16 protein-coding genes are annotated in these 15,347 nt (G+C 62.3%); 9 read left to right on the top strand and 7 right to left on the bottom strand.

Going from position 1 to position 15,347, the window contains the following annotated elements; translation table 11 throughout:
• The first annotated feature begins 10 nt into the window (after positions 1–10).
• Positions 11–730, top strand: a complete 720-nt coding sequence (locus SPHS8_RS02545; protein ID WP_201513751.1) for a pirin family protein — start codon at positions 11–13, stop codon at positions 728–730.
• A 116-nt stretch (positions 731–846) separates the two neighbouring features.
• Positions 847–1,446 carry an NAD(P)H:quinone oxidoreductase gene (gene wrbA, locus SPHS8_RS02540; RefSeq protein ID WP_201513750.1) on the top strand — a complete coding sequence of 200 codons (600 nt, stop codon included), beginning with the start codon at positions 847–849 and terminating at the stop codon, positions 1,444–1,446.
• Between the two features lie 101 nt (positions 1,447–1,547).
• On the opposite strand, the gene SPHS8_RS02535 is transcribed toward wrbA, so the two are convergent.
• Positions 1,548–2,534, bottom strand: a complete 987-nt coding sequence (locus SPHS8_RS02535; protein WP_201513749.1) for an acyltransferase family protein — start codon at positions 2,532–2,534, stop codon at positions 1,548–1,550.
• A gap of 65 nt (positions 2,535–2,599) precedes the next feature.
• Here SPHS8_RS02535 and SPHS8_RS02530 point away from each other — a divergent pair, with 65 nt between their 5' ends.
• The 5 genes from SPHS8_RS02530 to SPHS8_RS02510 all read left to right on the top strand — a co-directional run bounded on the left by SPHS8_RS02530 (position 2,600) and on the right by SPHS8_RS02510 (position 5,528).
• Positions 2,600–3,277, top strand: coding sequence for an RluA family pseudouridine synthase (locus SPHS8_RS02530; RefSeq protein WP_201513748.1), 678 nt, complete (start codon positions 2,600–2,602; stop codon positions 3,275–3,277).
• Positions 3,264–3,668, top strand: a complete 405-nt coding sequence (arfB, locus tag SPHS8_RS02525; protein WP_201513747.1) for an alternative ribosome rescue aminoacyl-tRNA hydrolase ArfB — start codon at positions 3,264–3,266, stop codon at positions 3,666–3,668. Before SPHS8_RS02530 ends, arfB begins: the two co-directional genes overlap by 14 nt.
• 9 nt (positions 3,669–3,677) lie before the next feature.
• Positions 3,678–4,163, top strand: coding sequence for a GAF domain-containing protein (locus tag SPHS8_RS02520; protein ID WP_201513746.1), 486 nt, complete (start codon positions 3,678–3,680; stop codon positions 4,161–4,163).
• A gap of 125 nt (positions 4,164–4,288) precedes the next feature.
• A complete protein-coding gene (locus SPHS8_RS02515) occupies positions 4,289–5,059 on the top strand; it encodes an RcnB family protein (RefSeq protein ID WP_201513745.1) in 771 nt (256 codons plus the stop codon).
• Between the two features lie 91 nt (positions 5,060–5,150).
• Complete coding sequence (locus SPHS8_RS02510) at positions 5,151–5,528, top strand: VOC family protein (protein WP_201513744.1); 378 nt, start codon at positions 5,151–5,153, stop codon at positions 5,526–5,528.
• A 36-nt stretch (positions 5,529–5,564) separates the two neighbouring features.
• Here the strand turns inward: SPHS8_RS02510 and SPHS8_RS02505 are convergent, their stop codons facing one another.
• Entirely contained in the window at positions 5,565–6,383 is an 819-nt protein-coding gene (locus SPHS8_RS02505) for an arginyltransferase (protein ID WP_201513743.1), read from the bottom strand.
• Between the two features lie 121 nt (positions 6,384–6,504).
• Positions 6,505–7,752 (bottom strand): threonine ammonia-lyase, encoded by a 1,248-nt coding sequence (locus tag SPHS8_RS02500; protein ID WP_201513742.1) that lies wholly within the window; start codon positions 7,750–7,752, stop codon positions 6,505–6,507.
• A 97-nt stretch (positions 7,753–7,849) separates the two neighbouring features.
• Here SPHS8_RS02500 and SPHS8_RS02495 point away from each other — a divergent pair, with 97 nt between their 5' ends.
• Positions 7,850–8,719 (top strand): NAD(P)-dependent oxidoreductase, encoded by an 870-nt coding sequence (locus tag SPHS8_RS02495; protein ID WP_201513741.1) that lies wholly within the window; start codon positions 7,850–7,852, stop codon positions 8,717–8,719.
• Positions 8,716–10,410 carry an amidohydrolase gene (locus SPHS8_RS02490; RefSeq protein WP_201513740.1) on the top strand — a complete coding sequence of 565 codons (1,695 nt, stop codon included), beginning with the start codon at positions 8,716–8,718 and terminating at the stop codon, positions 10,408–10,410. Before SPHS8_RS02495 ends, SPHS8_RS02490 begins: the two co-directional genes overlap by 4 nt.
• On the opposite strand, the gene SPHS8_RS02485 is transcribed toward SPHS8_RS02490, so the two are convergent.
• From SPHS8_RS02485 to SPHS8_RS02470, 4 genes are read right to left on the bottom strand one after another with little or no spacing between them, the layout of a single operon-like run.
• Positions 10,407–12,149 (bottom strand): MFS transporter, encoded by a 1,743-nt coding sequence (locus SPHS8_RS02485; RefSeq protein WP_201513739.1) that lies wholly within the window; start codon positions 12,147–12,149, stop codon positions 10,407–10,409. The genes SPHS8_RS02490 and SPHS8_RS02485 overlap by 4 nt on opposite strands.
• Positions 12,149–12,901 (bottom strand): FkbM family methyltransferase, encoded by a 753-nt coding sequence (locus tag SPHS8_RS02480; protein ID WP_201513738.1) that lies wholly within the window; start codon positions 12,899–12,901, stop codon positions 12,149–12,151. Before SPHS8_RS02480 ends, SPHS8_RS02485 begins: the two co-directional genes overlap by 1 nt.
• The gene (locus tag SPHS8_RS02475; protein WP_201513737.1) at positions 12,898–14,043 is read right to left on the bottom strand and encodes a glycosyltransferase family 4 protein; all 1,146 of its coding nucleotides are present in this window, start codon (positions 14,041–14,043) and stop codon (positions 12,898–12,900) included. Before SPHS8_RS02475 ends, SPHS8_RS02480 begins: the two co-directional genes overlap by 4 nt.
• Positions 14,040–15,329 carry a hypothetical protein gene (locus SPHS8_RS02470; protein ID WP_201514846.1) on the bottom strand — a complete coding sequence of 430 codons (1,290 nt, stop codon included), beginning with the start codon at positions 15,327–15,329 and terminating at the stop codon, positions 14,040–14,042. The genes SPHS8_RS02475 and SPHS8_RS02470 overlap by 4 nt, the downstream gene beginning before the upstream one ends.
• Between the last annotated feature and the right edge of the window lie 18 nt (positions 15,330–15,347).

Raw genomic sequence — 15,347 nt, 5'->3', positions numbered from 1 at the left:
AGGCACAGCAATGAACACCACCGCAGCAAGCCGCATCGAACGCCGTCCCTTCGACAGCCTCGGCCATGCCGACCATGGGTGGCTGAATGCCCGCCATCATTTTTCTTTCGCCAATTATCTTGATCCCGATCGCATGGGTTGGGGCGCGATCCGCGTATGGAACGATGATGAGATCGCGGCGAACACTGGTTTCCCCCCCCACCCGCACCGCGACATGGAAATTATCACCTATGTCCGCAAGGGCGCGATCACGCACCAGGACAGCCTGGGCAACAAGGGACGCACGGAAGCAGGTGACGTCCAGGTGATGAGCGCAGGCACCGGCATCCGTCACTCCGAATATAATCTGGAGGACGAGACGACCACCCTGTTCCAGATCTGGATCATCCCCAAGGCGCAGGGCGACGCCCCGAGCTGGGGCGCGAAGCCCTTTCCCAGGGACGATCGCTCCGGAAAGCTGGTGGTGCTCGCCAGCGGCTATGCCGAGGATCAGGAAGCACTGCGCATCCGTGCCGACGCCCGGTTGCTGGGCGGGACGGTGAAGGCTGGCACGAGCGTCACCTATGAAAGCGTTGAGGGACGTCACCTGTACCTCGTTCCCGCGACTGGGCGCATCGAAATCGATGGCCAGACGTTCGAAACGCGCGATGGAGCTGCGATCCTCGGCGGACAGCCCATCACGATCACCGCGATCGAGGACAGTGAAATCGTGTTGGTAGACAGCGAATAGGCTCCGCTGTGGAGCCTACGGCCGCCCGCCCTGCCCCACCCCCTGGCGTGGCGGGCGGCCAAACCCCTCAAGAAACCTTTTTCCGTTCAATGCATTAACAAGATTGGAGACTCGTCATGGCAAAGGTGCTGGTCCTCTATTACTCATCCTATGGCCACATCGAAACGATGGCCAAAGCCGTGGCGGAAGGCGCGTCCGCTGCTGGAGCGCAGGTTGATATCAAGCGCGTGCCGGAGACGGCCCCGCTGGAAGTCGCACAGAATGCCGGGTTCAAGCTCGATCAGCAGGCTCCGGTCGCGTCCGTCGCTGAACTGGCCGACTATGACGCGATCATCATCGGCACCGGTACGCGCTTTGGCCGTATGTCGAGCCAGATGGCGGCGTTCCTGGACCAGGCCGGTGGGCTGTGGGCCCGGGGTGCGTTGAACGGCAAAGTCGGCGGCGCCTTTACATCGACCGCCAGCCAGCATGGCGGGCAGGAGACAACTTTATTCTCGATCATCACCAACTTGCTGCATTTCGGCATGGTGATCGTCGGATTGGATTATGGCCACACCGGCCAGATGGGCGTCGACAAGGTTCGCGGCGGCGCACCCTATGGCGCGACGACCATCGCGCATAGCGATGGTAGCCGCCAGCCCGACGAGGATGAACTGGAAGGTGCCCGTTATCAGGGCAAGCGGATCGCGGAGACGGCTATCAAGCTGCACGGCTAGACATTTGCTGCACTCCCCCTCTCGGTGCAGCGGTTGAGCCTTGGGTCGCAAGGCGCAACATTGGGGCCGGTGCACGGGATGGGTGCACCGGCCCCTTTTTTTCAAAGGAAGAGGCGGCGAACTGCAGGGGTGGCGCGCAGCAGATAATAGATGCCGGTCGGCAGCAGCAACGCATTCAGCAGCAGCCAGGGTTCATCGAGATGCGGCGAGAGATAGTGGATCACCGCGACATGCAGATACATGATGACGAGCGACGCCCTCCCCACCGCTGCCAACCAACCGCCATAGGGCGCGAGATGGACGGATATGCGAAAGATCAGCACCGATGTAGCGACCGCCGAGCCCAGCGAGAAGATGGGCAGACCATAATCGGCCGCCTTCATGTTGAGCGTGGGGAGCAGTCCTGACAATCCCGCCAGCCCGATCCCACCCAATGGCAACCACATCCATTGCTTCCATTGCACCAGCTGCCACGCCGCACCCACCCACAGCAGCACGAACGCCATCGGAACAGTGAGCAATCCCAGCACAGAGGCTTTCGTCATCTCTCCCACCGCATAGGCGCACACAATTGCGGGAGTGATCGTGATCAACCATCGGCGGTCCAGCGGATCTGGCCAACGGGCAAGCAACGCATTGAAAAGGATGCGCGAGACCATCAGGCAAGGCACGAACCAGAATATGGTATAGGGCCCGCGTAGCCATGACCCGCCGAGCAGGATCGGCAGGAGATCCTCTGGCCATTGGTTGAAAATGGGCCGCTGCCCCTTCATCGGCTCGATGATCTGATCCGCGACGATCAGCAGTGCGAGGAATGCCGCATAGGGGCGCATCTGCGACGACAGTTGCCGCAGGGCGAAACGTTCAGGCGGCTGTGGCCGGGACAGCATGCCGGAGAGCAGGAAAAAGAGGGGCATGTGAAAACTGTAGAGCGCGTCCCGGAAAGGGCCTCTGGTCCAGACATGCCCTGCGACAACGGCGATGATGCCTATGCCGCGCGCAACATCGATCCATTCGAGCCGACCGCCACCCTGAGCGTGTTGCCGCCGCGCGGACTTTTGCTGGACCTCGTCCCCCCTGTTCTCCATGGCTACCACGACCTATAGGACGCAGGCCGCGCGTCAATCTTTCCAACTGCTTCGGGAATCACTCCTTGTCCCTTTTGCATGACCGAGTTCTCTTCATCGATGGTGAAGCCATCATCCTCGACAAGCCTTCCGGACTGCCGGTCGATGCGCCGCGCGACGGTTCGTTGAGCCTGGAAAATCATCTCTCATCGCTGACATTCGGTTTTCAGCGCTGGCCACTGCCAGTGCATCGGCTGGACCGGGACACGAGCGGTTGCCTGTTGCTGGCGCGCAATCCCAAAGCGCACAAACGCTATGCTGCCGAGTTCGAGGCAGGCACTGTGAGCAAGCGCTATGTTGCGGTGCTGGACGGCGTGCCGGAGCCCGGTAGCGGCGTCATCGAGCTTTCGCTGAAGAAGGTCAGCAGCGCTGCAAAGGGATGGCGAATGATCGCAGCGAAGGACGGCAAGTCGGCCGTGACCGAGTGGCGCAAATTGGCGGTCAAGGATGGGCGCGCCATGGTCATTTTCACGCCGCGCACCGGCCGGACTCACCAGATCCGATCGCATGCCTTGCATGGCCTTGGCTTCGGCATCGCGGGGGACCCGGTATATGGGAGGGGCGAGGGACCGATGCTGCTGCACAGCCGTTTCCTCAGCATCCCGCGCGGGAATAAAGCCCCGGCGGAGGCGACCGCTCCCCTGCCCTCCACCTTCGCGGCGGCGGGTTTCGGACCGGAGTATCTGGACGATGCCGGACTTTGACATTCCCGAAGAAGCGCTGGAGGAGCGTTTCATCACTGCCGGCGGTCCCGGCGGGCAGAATGTCAACAAGGTCGCTACGGCTGTTCAACTGCGGGTCCATCTATACCGGCTCGGATTGCCGGTGCATGCATATCGGAAAATGAAGGAACTGGCGGGGTCGCGCCTCACCTCCGGCGGAGAGATCGTCATCCAGGCGTCGCGTTTCCGCACGCAGGAGGCCAATCGCCAGGACGCCCGCGAACGGCTGGCCGAGATGATTGCGCAGGCCTACAAGCGCGATGCGAAACGGATCGCCACGAAACCGGGCAAGGCGGCCAAAGCGCGCCGCGTCGACGCCAAGAAGGCGCGCAGTTCAGTGAAACGAGGCCGTGGCAAGGTGCGGCTGGATTAAGGACCTCCGATGTACGACTTCAACGCCCAGGCCGATGGGGACAAGGCGACGCTCTATGAGGACCTGCTGGCCGCCGCGGAAGCGGTGACAAATGATGAACCCGACGCGATCGCTAATATGGCGAATGTGGCTGCCCTGATCTGGCAGTTTCTGCCGGACCTCAACTGGTCGGGCTTCTATCGCATGGTAGGCGGTGAACTGGTGCTCGGGCCTTTCCAGGGCAAGCCTGCGTGCATCCGCATACCCTTGGGCCGCGGCGTCTGCGGTACGGCAGCAGCTTCAGGGCAGACGCAACTGGTCGAGGATGTTCATGCTTTCCCGGGGCACATCGCTTGTGACGCGGCAAGTGCCTCCGAGATCGTCGTGCCGGTTGAGGTGAATGGCCAGGTTGTCGCGGTGCTTGACCTCGACAGCCCCACCCCAGCGCGGTTCGATGCTGCCGACCGGGAGGGGCTGGAGATGATCATGGCACGGATCGGCAAGCGCCTGGCCTGAAAGCTGCTTCGTTTCGGGACAGGCTTCGCCCTCCACCCGCGTGGATCGGGATGGATCATCATGCTAAACCAACCGTTAACATCGCGGCTGCGCATGGGGCGGCCTTGAACAACGGGGAGTTTCGCATGCGGATCTGGAGCATCATGCTGGCAGGCACCGGCCTTGCTGTCGGCCTTGCCACACCGGCAATGGCAAGTGGCAGCGGCGCAGCGCTCCCGATGATGGGCAAAGGCTTTTCCGGCGCGCGCTCTGTTCATGCCGGGATGCATCGCGGGACCGTCGTTCATCGCTGGGGTCCGCGCGTTCAGGGCCGTTGGTTCGCAGGATGGTATGCGCCGGGCGGGTGGGGTGCCTACAGGAAGCCGGTGGTGGGCTATGTCCTGCCATCCTACTGGACCCGTCCCGCCTATCGCATCGGAAATTATGGCAGCTATGGCCTTCCGGCACCCGTCGCCGGATATGGCTGGTCCCGCTATTATGATGATGCGGTGATGGTCGACAATCAGGGACGTGTGCGCGACTATCGCAGCAATGTCGATTGGGATGCTCAAGATGGTGATCGCGCGCGGCCGGGCGTCCCCTATGATGACGATGTGACCGCACATGACGGCCCTCCTCCGCCACCTCACGAATATGAGGGGCGCTGGACCGGAACTTGGCGCGATGAAAACGGCCGGACAGTGAGCGGCGAATATGAGGGCCGCTTCGAAGGCGAAGCGCGGAGCAACTACGGTGTCGACTATGACGCTCAGCCTTATTCAGCACCGCCTGCCGTGGTTCATCACAGCGGTCCCGGAGCACCGATTGTGACGACGACGCAGGCTCCCGGCTACATCGCTGGCGGCTATTACTATCCCGGGGCGACAACCACGACGATAGTGATCGATCCCCGCTAACCGACCCGCATCGACAGGGCGACCAACGCAACCACAGCCTGAGTCAGCGGTTTTAGCCTGGCAGCAAACCATGGCTACCGGGAGGCGAGACATGCTTCATCATGTGTCGGTTGGAACCAATGACGTCGAACGCGCACGGGCCTTTTATGACCCGCTGATGGCGCTTCTGGGATATCGCAGCGTCCGCGACTATCCGCATTCGCTGGATTATGGCGTCACGGACGTGGTGTTCAGCGTGGAAACACCGGTGGATGGAGAACGGGCATCGTCCGGGAACGGCGTCCATATCTGTTTCGAGGCAGCCAACCGGGACACCGTGCGGGAGTTTCATCGGCTGGCGCTGGAACTCGGCGGAACGGACGAGGGAGCGCCGGGCGTGCGGCCGAACTATGATGCGCACTATTATGGCGCATTCGTCCGCGATCCCGACGGCAACAAGATCGAGGCTGTCACGCTTGTCGCGAAATAGGTTCTAAAGAAGCGCCAAAAGCGCTCCGAACAATCATCATTTCCGGAAGATGCCCGCCAGTTCGATCGGCAGCGGCGGTTCGTCGGGCGGCAGAACGCCTTGGATGGCCCGATCCTGCTCCGTCGGGTCGAAACGGACCCAGCCGCTGCGGCTCAGCTTTTCGAGCGGACGATAGCGGACCTTATATTGCATCCGCTGCGAACCTTCGACCCAGTAGCCGAGATACACATAGGGCAGACCGGCTTTCGCGGCGCGCAGGATATGATCCATGATGATGAAGTTGCCGAGGCCCTTGCGATGCTCCAGCTCCGTATCGAAGAAGCTGTAAATCATCGACAGGCCATCGCCCTGCCGGTCGGTGAGGCATGCGCCGATCAGCTTGCCGGGGCGGCCATTCCTGCCCGGCTCGCGATATTCGACCACATGGCTTTCGACCGGAGTCTGTTCGACCATGTCGGCGAAATCCATCTCGTCCATCTCGGTCATGCCCCCGCCGGGGTGGCGCGCCTTGAGATAACGTTGGAGCAGTTCGAACTGTTCTTCGGTCGACCAGGGCTTGCAAGCCGTCACGACGAGGTCGCTGTTGCGGCGGATGAGCTTGCGCTGCGTGGCGTTGGGCGTGAACTCGCCCGCCACCACACGCACCGAAACACAGGCGGAGCAGTCGGCGCAACTCGGACGATAAGCGACGTTCTGGCTGCGGCGGAAACCGATGCGGCCAAGCGCGTCATTCAATTCCGACGCATTGTCGCCGTTCAGTTCGGTGAAAACCTTACGCTCGCTGCGGCCCGGCAGGTAGGGACACGGGCTGGGGTTCGTCACGAAGAAGCGCGGGAAACGAAATGGTGCGCTCACGCCACGGTCTCCGTCAAAACGCTGCGCCAAACTTGAGTCATGGACAGACTATGACGCCCGCAGCCGTCCGTGAAAAGGTTATTTACCACGAAAAATGCGCCGCCCCGGATGAAGGCCCAAATCACGCAACCTCGATCGGCGCGACCTCATATCCAGCGGCTTTGAGCGCCGTGATCAGACGGTCGAGATGCTCGCCATCGCGCGTTTCACATTCGACGTCTAGGCTCAAACCCTTCGCCGGAAGATTGGTGAAGATGCGCTGATGAGACAGCTCCAGGATGTTAACCGCTTCCTGATCGAAGATGCGCGCGACATGGAACAAAGCGCCAGGACGATCCTGCAGGATGATGCGCAGCCGCGCCAGGCGGCCCGAGCGCGCGAGGTCACGCAGCAGCACGTTCGCCAGAAGGCGCGGATCGATGTTGCCGCCCGTCAGGACCAAGCCCACATTACGGCCCGCGAACAATTCCTTATGCGTCAGCAGCGCGGCGAGGCCAGCCGCACCCGCGCCCTCGACCACCGTCTTCTCGATCTGGAGCAGCAGGCTCAGCGCTTCTTCCAAATGGCGTTCGTCGACCAGCAGCACATCGTCGGCCAGACGCTCCACGAAGCGGCGCGTCAGCTCGCCGGGCTGCTTGACGGCAATGCCTTCCGCCAGCGTATCGCCATCGCAGGCAAGGTTCGTCTGCTTGATGTGGCTGTACATGGACGGATAAAGTTCCGCCTGCACGCCATATATGCGGATATCGGGCTTCATCGCCTTGGCCGCCGTGGCCATGCCAGAAAACAGGCCGCCGCCGCCGATCGGTATGACAAGTGTGTCGATCTCCGGCGCGTCCTCCAACATCTCAAGCGCGACAGTGCCCTGCCCCGCCATGATGTCCGGTTCATCGAAGGGATGGACGAAGGTCAGCCCATGTTCCTTGGCGAGTTGGCGCGCATATGTGCTGGCATCGTCGAACTTCTCGCCATGCAGCACCACCGTCGCGCCATGCCCCTGCGTCTGCGTGACCTTCACGGTCGGCGTCGTCACCGGCATGACGATCGTGACGGGCACGCCCAGGCGGCGGCCATGATAGGCAAGTCCCTGCGCATGATTGCCGGCGGATGCGGCGATCACGCCCTTTTCCTTTGCAGCAGCATCCAGCTGAAGCAGGCGATTGAGCGCGCCACGCTCCTTATAAGCGGCGGTGAACTGAAGATTTTCGAATTTCAGGTAAACCTTGCATCCGAGCATGTCGGACAAGGTCTGGCTGATCAGCGTCGGGGTGTGCACGACCGCGCCCGAAATCCGCACGCGTGCCGCCAATATGTCATCGACGGTTACGGGCAGCGGCATTGCGCTTTCGATCTTGCTCAACGTGTTCATGCGCTCGCTCCTAGCGGAAATTTAGCTCGGAAGGAACTGGCCCTTGGCGAAATCTCGCCCTATGGCAAAAGGCCACGCGGCTAACTGTACGAGGCATATGGCTAATATCGCGTTTATCGGCCTGGGCGTCATGGGCGGCCCCGTCGCCGGACATCTGGCGAAGGCCGGGCACCAGCTGACCGTCTATAACCGGTCGATCGGCAAGGCGAAGCAATGGGCGGAGGCCTATGGCGGCGCCGTCGCCGTCAGCCCGGCCAAGGCGGCGGAAGAGGCCGAGATCGTGATCAGCTGCGTCGGTAATGACGATGACCTTTCGCAGGTGACTCTCGGCAAGGAAGGCGCATTCCGCTCGATGAAGCCCGGCAGCCTCTTCATAGATCACACCACCGTGTCCGCGCGGATTGCACGGCAGCTGTTCGTCGAAGGCGAAAGCCGGGGACTGCATTGCGTCGACGCCCCGGTTTCAGGGGGACAGGCGGGTGCGGAGAACGGCCGCCTTTCCATCATGTGCGGTGGAACCGGGCCTGCTGTCGAAGCGGCGAGGATCGTCATGCAAAGCTATGCCGCACGCATCGTGCATGTGGGCGGCGCAGGCGCGGGCCAGACAACCAAGATGGTGAACCAGATCTGCATAGCAGGCGTTCTGCAGGGGCTTTCCGAAGCGCTGCGCTTCGCCCAGGCGGCCGAACTCGATCTGGACAAGGTCTTCGAAGCTGTATCGGGCGGCGCGGCGCAGAGTTGGCAGATGGAAAATCGTTGGAAGACCATGGCTCAGGACAGTTTCGATTTCGGCTTCGCCATTGATTGGATGCGCAAGGATCTGGGCCTTGCCCTTGAAGAAGCGCGCGCCAATGGTGCGACCCTGCCCGTGACCGCATTGGTCGATCAATTCTATGCCGATGTGCAGGCGATGGGTGGCAGCCGGCAGGATACGAGCGCGCTGGTCCGGCGGATCACCAAGGCATGAATCAAGTCCTTTTGGCGGCCGTCACCGCGCTCGCTCTGCCGTTCCCCGCATTCGCGTCCGGCGTCATAGACAATGTGAACGGCATCGCCGTCGACGCCAATGGACGCACGGTGCGCTTTCGCGCGCTGCTGATCGACGATGAAGGCAAGGTCGAGAGGCTGTTGCCGGGCCGCTATGAAGCGCCGCCCCGCAAAAGGAAGCTCAAGAAGGGCGAGAGCTGGCCCAAGGGGCTGGACTTTCAGTTGGATGGCGGCGGGAAGACGCTGATCCCTGGCCTCATTGATGCGCATGGCCATGTCATGGCGCTGGGACTGACGCAGGTAACACTCGACCTTTCCGAGACGCGATCATTGGCGGAGGCGCAGGCCAGGATAAGGGAGTATGTCGCCGCCAATAGCGGGCGGAAATGGATAATCGGGCGGGGCTGGAGCGCGGAACGTTGGGGGCTCAATCGCGCCCCGACCTCGGCTGAACTCGATGTTGCCACGGCTGACGTGCCGGTCTGGCTGGAAAGCGCTGATGGTCAGGCGGGCTGGGCCAACTCGGCGGCGATGAGGGCCGCCAACATAAGCGCGGGGAGCAAGGCGCCAGCGGGCGGCCGGATCGAAATGGCCGGAGGCAAGCCGTCTGGCGTGTTCGTGGGCAAGGCGATGGACATGATCCAACGGGTGGTGCCCCCGCCCGCCCCTAAGGACCGGGACATCGCCCTGGAAAAGGCGCAGCAGTTGCTGCTGGCCAATGGCGTCACCGGCATCGCCGACATGGGCACGACGATCGAGGATTGGCAGGCGTTCCGCCGGTCGGCTGATCGCGGCGCGCTGCGGGTGCGGATCATGTCCTATGCGCAGGGCCTCGACAATATGGTGCTGATCGCAGGACCTGAGCCTACGCCATGGCTCTATGAGGACCGGCTGCGCATGGGCGGGCTGAAGCTGGACCTGGATGGATCGCTGGCCTCGCGCGGGGCATGGCTCAAGGCCGACTATGCGGACGCGCCCGGGCAGCGTGGATATTCGCTGATCCCCTCGACGCAGATGCGCAACATGATGAGCCGCGCGGCGATGGACAATTTCCAGATCGCCGTCGATGCCATGGGCGACGCTGCGAATAGCGAGGTGCTGGACGCGATCACGGAGCTTGCGTTGACCTACAAGGGCGACAGGCGCTGGCGGATCGAGCAGGCGGCCATCGTCGATCCCGCCGACCTGCCCCGCTTCGGACAAAATGGCGTCATTGCGTCAATGCAGCCCGCGCGGTTGGCGACCGATTGGCGGGTATCGGTAGCACGTCTGGGTGAAAAGAGATTGAGCGGCGGCTATGCCTGGAAGGCGATGCTCGACAACAGGGTCCCGCTGGCATTCGGATCGGGCGCACCCGTTACGACACCCAACCCGTTCGCCGGCATGGCAGTAGCGATGAGTCGGGAAGACGGCTCGGGTGAACCCGCTGGCGGATGGACGCCCCAGCAACGCGTAAGCTTCGACGCCGCACTCGACGGCTACACGCGGCAGGCGGCCTTTGCAGGCTTTGCCGAAAAGCGGTTCGGTAGCCTGATCCCCGGACAGCGGGCCGATTTCATCCTGATAGACCGGGATATTTCCGTCGCTCGTCCCAACGAAGTACGGGCCACGCAGGTTCTGGAAACCTGGATCGGCGGCAAACGGGTCTATATGAAGGGCAGCAAGCCCTAGAGCACGTCGCCCGAAGCTTTCATCGCCTCATCGATCGTTTCCACCAATGGCGGAAGGACGGGCTTGTCGCAGCCCACCGCTTTCATATGGGCGCGCAGCGCATCCATGCGCCCAAGGTTCCAGCGGGCGAGCGGCACGCCGAGCGGCCGGAACTCAGCCCGATCAAACAGCTCCACGACATAATGTTGGCAAAGGCCGTCCACCTGTTCCAACGTCAGCATGCCGAGGTTCATGACCATCGGCCGTCCCGGCACTCCGTCTCGCCCACGCACCAGATCGGTAACATACAGGCCACCGCGGGGGTCAACCAGGACGACGTCGGCTTGCGACGCGTCGATCATGCGGTGGCTGGCGGCATAGGGCGCAACGAAAACATGGGTCCGCCAGACCAGAAAGGCGCTCATCACCAGCGTGATCACGACCCCCAGATAGAGCGGCCGCATCGCCGCTGGCCGAAAGCGGGCCCATCCAAGCCCCGCCAGCAGGCAGAACGGCCCGATGAAGCCATGGGCATAGCGAAACCCCCAACCATAGCCCTGCGCCAATGCCAACGCGCAACCGGCAAAGCATCCAAGCGCCAGCGGAAGCGCGATCTCCTGGCCTCGGAGCGCGCTGCGCCACTTCATCGCCGTCACGCCCAACGCGGCGAGCGGCACCATCAATATGTTATTCCACGCGGCAAAGCGGCTGAGATTGACCAGTGGCTGCCACCGGTCCCCCAAACGTTCGAACAAGCTGCCCACCTTGTCCGCGACCCCTGCGGATGGTCGTACATCGGATGCGGGGCCAAGCAGTTGGACGAGGAAACCCGGCCACAGCTTCGCCCAGACGACGACGATGGCAACCAGGACGAGGATGTGAAAGGCGGCCACGGGCCAGCGGCGCGACAACAGCATCCACAAGATGAAGGGCGCGATGAAAATCGGCGGAAAATGCCATTGGTGCAGCCCTGCGGCAAGCAATGCGACCGCACCCGCGCTGACATGCCCCACAATGCCCCCCCGCAGGACCAGCGCGAGCCAGATCAGGTTGAGCGCGAAATGGCCAGTCATGGCATAGGGGGTCATCGCCGTGACCCACAGCTGCGTGGACGACAACGCCAGCAGCATTGTCACCCAAACAGCATCGCCCCGCGTCGGAAAGAGATGCAGCGCCACGCGCCACAGGGCGAAAAGCCCCGCGATCAACAGTGCAGGACCCGCAAGGTTAGGATCCCCCATCCGCCAGAACAGCGCCTGGATCGCGCTGTTCACCGGCAGATAAGCGGCGGTCCAATAATCCGCGGCGCCGAATGGCGAGAAAAACTCCGGCATGATCGCACGCCGATAGGGCTCCCATTCGGCGGGGATCGGTCGGGCGAGCAAGCCTTCGCGCATATAGGCAGCGGCAAAGCGTGCCACTTCCTCATCGCGCGAGATCGCGTAATTCTGGAACAGCCAATAATGACCGGCCCAGGCGATGAGGCCGAAAACTACTATCAGCGGCACAATCACGCGCGCGCGCGGCTTGGGCAGGCGAAATCCCATACCCTCCGCAAAAGGGGCAGCCAGAGCCATCAGGAAGAGGCCGCCCAGGAGCGCTGGGAAATCCTGATCCAGAAACAGGATGACAGCCAGGCTGACGCCCTGCCGATAGGTCACATGCCACAGGAACGTCGCGCCCACCCATAAGGCAAGGCCGATCGCGCCCGCCAGAAAAAGGCGCCGGGCATCAACAGATCGGATTGGTGGCGCGTACATCAGCTTCCTTGCGGGAGCAGCGCCCGGTTGACGAAAACGCCGTCCATTTCGACCAGAAGGGGGAAATGCCCCTTGTTGTTGGCGAAGAAGGCCGACGGCATGAAGCCCCTCTGTCCCAGCCAGTCGATCATGGCGCGATAGCTGGTCCCGCCTTCATAGATGGGCCGCACGCCAAGTTCTGTTTGCACGCCCGCCATGTTGGAGATCATCGCGCCTGCGCCTTCGCACACCGACAGGTCATGGCCCTGCGTATCCATCTTCAGAAAGGGGCGCAAAAAGCCATTCTCAGCCTGAAGCTCTGGGAAAAGCCGATCGATCCGCCTGCACTGCATCTCGACGGTGCGGGTGACCCGATTGCGATCGGCAAAGATCGCATCCTGCTCATCCGACGGCTTCTTGAGTGAGCTGAACTGATCGGCCGCCATGATGTTGAAGCTGGCTGGCCCGTCGAAGTCGGACAAGGCCAGGTTGAAGACACGCCATTTGCGATCGGATGCCGCCCGGCGGGACAGTTCTTCAAAAATCTCGGGATTGGGTTCGAAGGACAGGATCGTGCCGGAAAAGCCCGCATCCTTGCGCAACATGGTCGCATATTGCCCGCGGTTGGCGCCCACGTCGAACACGCAATCGATCGCAAAGGCGGAGAGGAAGCGGCGAAGCGCCTGGATTTCAGGATATTGGTGCACACGCCCCGCAATGGCGAGGCGCACCGCCAGCGCGCGGTCGGCCAATTCGCGAACATATCGGCTCATCCGCGCGTGGCCATAACTGAGCGGTAGATGCCGATCGTTGCCAAGGCCATGTCCTTCCAACTGCCCATAGTCTCACCATAGGCGCGTGCCGCCGCGCCAGCCGTCTGCCTGATGGCGGGGCTTTGGATGAGCCGCAAGAGGGCTTGAGAAAGATCGGCCGGATTTCCGGCCTTTGTACGGATCGCAACGTCTTCGGGCAGGGCCGCGAACATGCCCACGTCCGATGTCACCATCGCCTTGCCATGATGCAAGGCCGAAAGGAACGCACCGCTGGAATCGATATGGCGATAGGGGAAGATGATGGCATCCGCCTTCGCCATATGGGCGTCGAGCCGATGCTCGGAGAGGAAGCCAAGATCGGTGATCAGCCGGTTGCCAAAGCCCGCCTTGTTCACGCTGCCGAGCAGCGGGCCGATGTCCATGAAGGGTTTCCCGGCAAAGACAAGTTCGAAGACATGACCAGCCCGCCAGAGCGAGAGGCATGCTTCGATCAATATGTCGACGCCCTTATAGGGCCTGATCGTGCCGAAGAAGAGCAAGCGCGGCACGGAAGGGTCGGCAATGGCGGCCAGATCTGCGGCACCGGCTGAACCAAGGCGCATCGGCGGGTGCGGCACAACATGGATGCGAGCCGAAGCGATGCCCTGCGCCTCCAGTGCCTCGCGGGTCGTATCGCCATGCACGATCAGCGCATCGAACATGTCGAGCAAAGCGCGATATCCCCTGCCCTGCACACCAGCATCCGCATGATAGGCATCCGCATTGTGGACCGTATGGACCAGCGCCACCCGCCCCTTCAAACGGCGCAGGAGCAGGCGGTCGGCGGGCGCGAGCGGCAACCACTGGAAATGGGCAACATCTGCTGCTGTCAGGGCTCTGATCCGGCCAAAAGCGCAATCCGTGCCATATTCGGCGGCCTTGAGCAGACGGAAAGCCTTCCCCTCGCCCAGCTTTGTGCGCAATGCCTCGCTACGTCGGAAATAGCGCGGCTCGTAACGATATCCGTCCGGCGTGATGGCGTCCGTCTGGCGCATTGGCCGTCCTAACAAAGCCACGTCCGCGCCTTGGCTGGCCAAGGCCGCGCACAGACTGTCATCATATCGCCCGGTAAAGAGCGACGGATCGACCATCGCAACCTTCATCGCGCGGCCGTTTCAGCCACGAGGCGGCGTAAGGACAGAGCGTGTAGCGCGGCAACCAGGATCATCGTCAGCGCATAGAGCGCGAGGAACCCCCGGTCGAACCAATCCCCGAACAGCATGGCCAGCGGCACGCTGAGAAGCGATCCCGCAAGGAATGGTAGCGAGCGCTTGAGCAGATCTGAAAATCGTCCCAACGCCGCCTGAACATAGACGGACACGCAGATCATGGTGAGCGCCAGCAAGGCTCCATCGATGAGCAGCAGGTCGACCATGCCGATGGCGGCGCGGCCCGCAAAGAGTTTGGTGAAAATCCACTGCCCGACCAGCAGGAGCGCAGCCGAGGCGGTGAGCGCAAAGACGACAGCAACTGACAAAGCGCGGATCAGCAACTGACGCAGTCGAGCGCGTTCTCCGGCATGAAAGGCGCGGGTTATGCGGGGAAGCGCGGCTTCCACCATCGCCCGGATCGCCATGGAAAGCGCCCGCGACATCTTGAAGAAAAAGTCGAAGAGCAGCATCGGCCGGGCGTCGTGTGTGGCAGCCGCTATGGTAAAATAGGGCGCGTTATAGGCCACGATCTCCGAGATGGTGAACAACGCCGACGCGCCGATATCCTGCAGATAATGGGTGCGGACATGCGCGCCCCCCCGGCTGAAGGCGAGCCAGTCCTGCGCCGTCATCTCCAGCCGGCGATGCACCAGCGCGATGGCATATCCGATCACGGTCAGGCTGATCAAAATTTGCAGCGTAACCGACAGGCGCGCGTCCAATCCTTTCAGGATCAGCAGCAGCAATGCGATCGTCATCAGCCGCCGCACGCAATCCAGCATCTCCCAGATGAAATTCCCGTCCACCGCCGCCAGCGCTCTTTTGGCGAGCAAGGCGGGCAAGTTGATGCAGGCGGAAAGGAAGAAGAGGATGAACAGAAGCGGCATCGTCGTATCGAGCCCGCCAGCCACAAGCGCGACCAGCAGGATCACGACACCGCCAAGGATCAGCATGGCGAGGAACAGGAAAAGGACGCCCATCTCCTCAAGCCGGAAGCCATCAGCGCTCCCCTCCCCATGGCCTAGCCAGTAGCGCCGCAGCCGGGCATAAATGATGCTGGTCAGGCCAAATTCCGCTGAAATGGTGAAGTTGCCAAAGGCGACCAGCAGGAGGAACGCCTGAAATTCGCGCAGCGGCAGGACACGCACGAAAACATAAGTGACAGCAAATCCCCAGATCAGCGTCAGCCCGACATTGGCAAGCTTGATCAGCGCGATGAAGCGGGCGGACCCTTCCATCCTGGTGATGGTCCTGCC

The organism is Sphingobium sp. S6 (assembly GCF_905120495.1).
Classification (GTDB): Bacteria; Pseudomonadota; Alphaproteobacteria; order Sphingomonadales; family Sphingomonadaceae; genus Sphingobium; species Sphingobium agri.
This window is presented reverse-complemented; position numbering and strand designations above follow the sequence as displayed.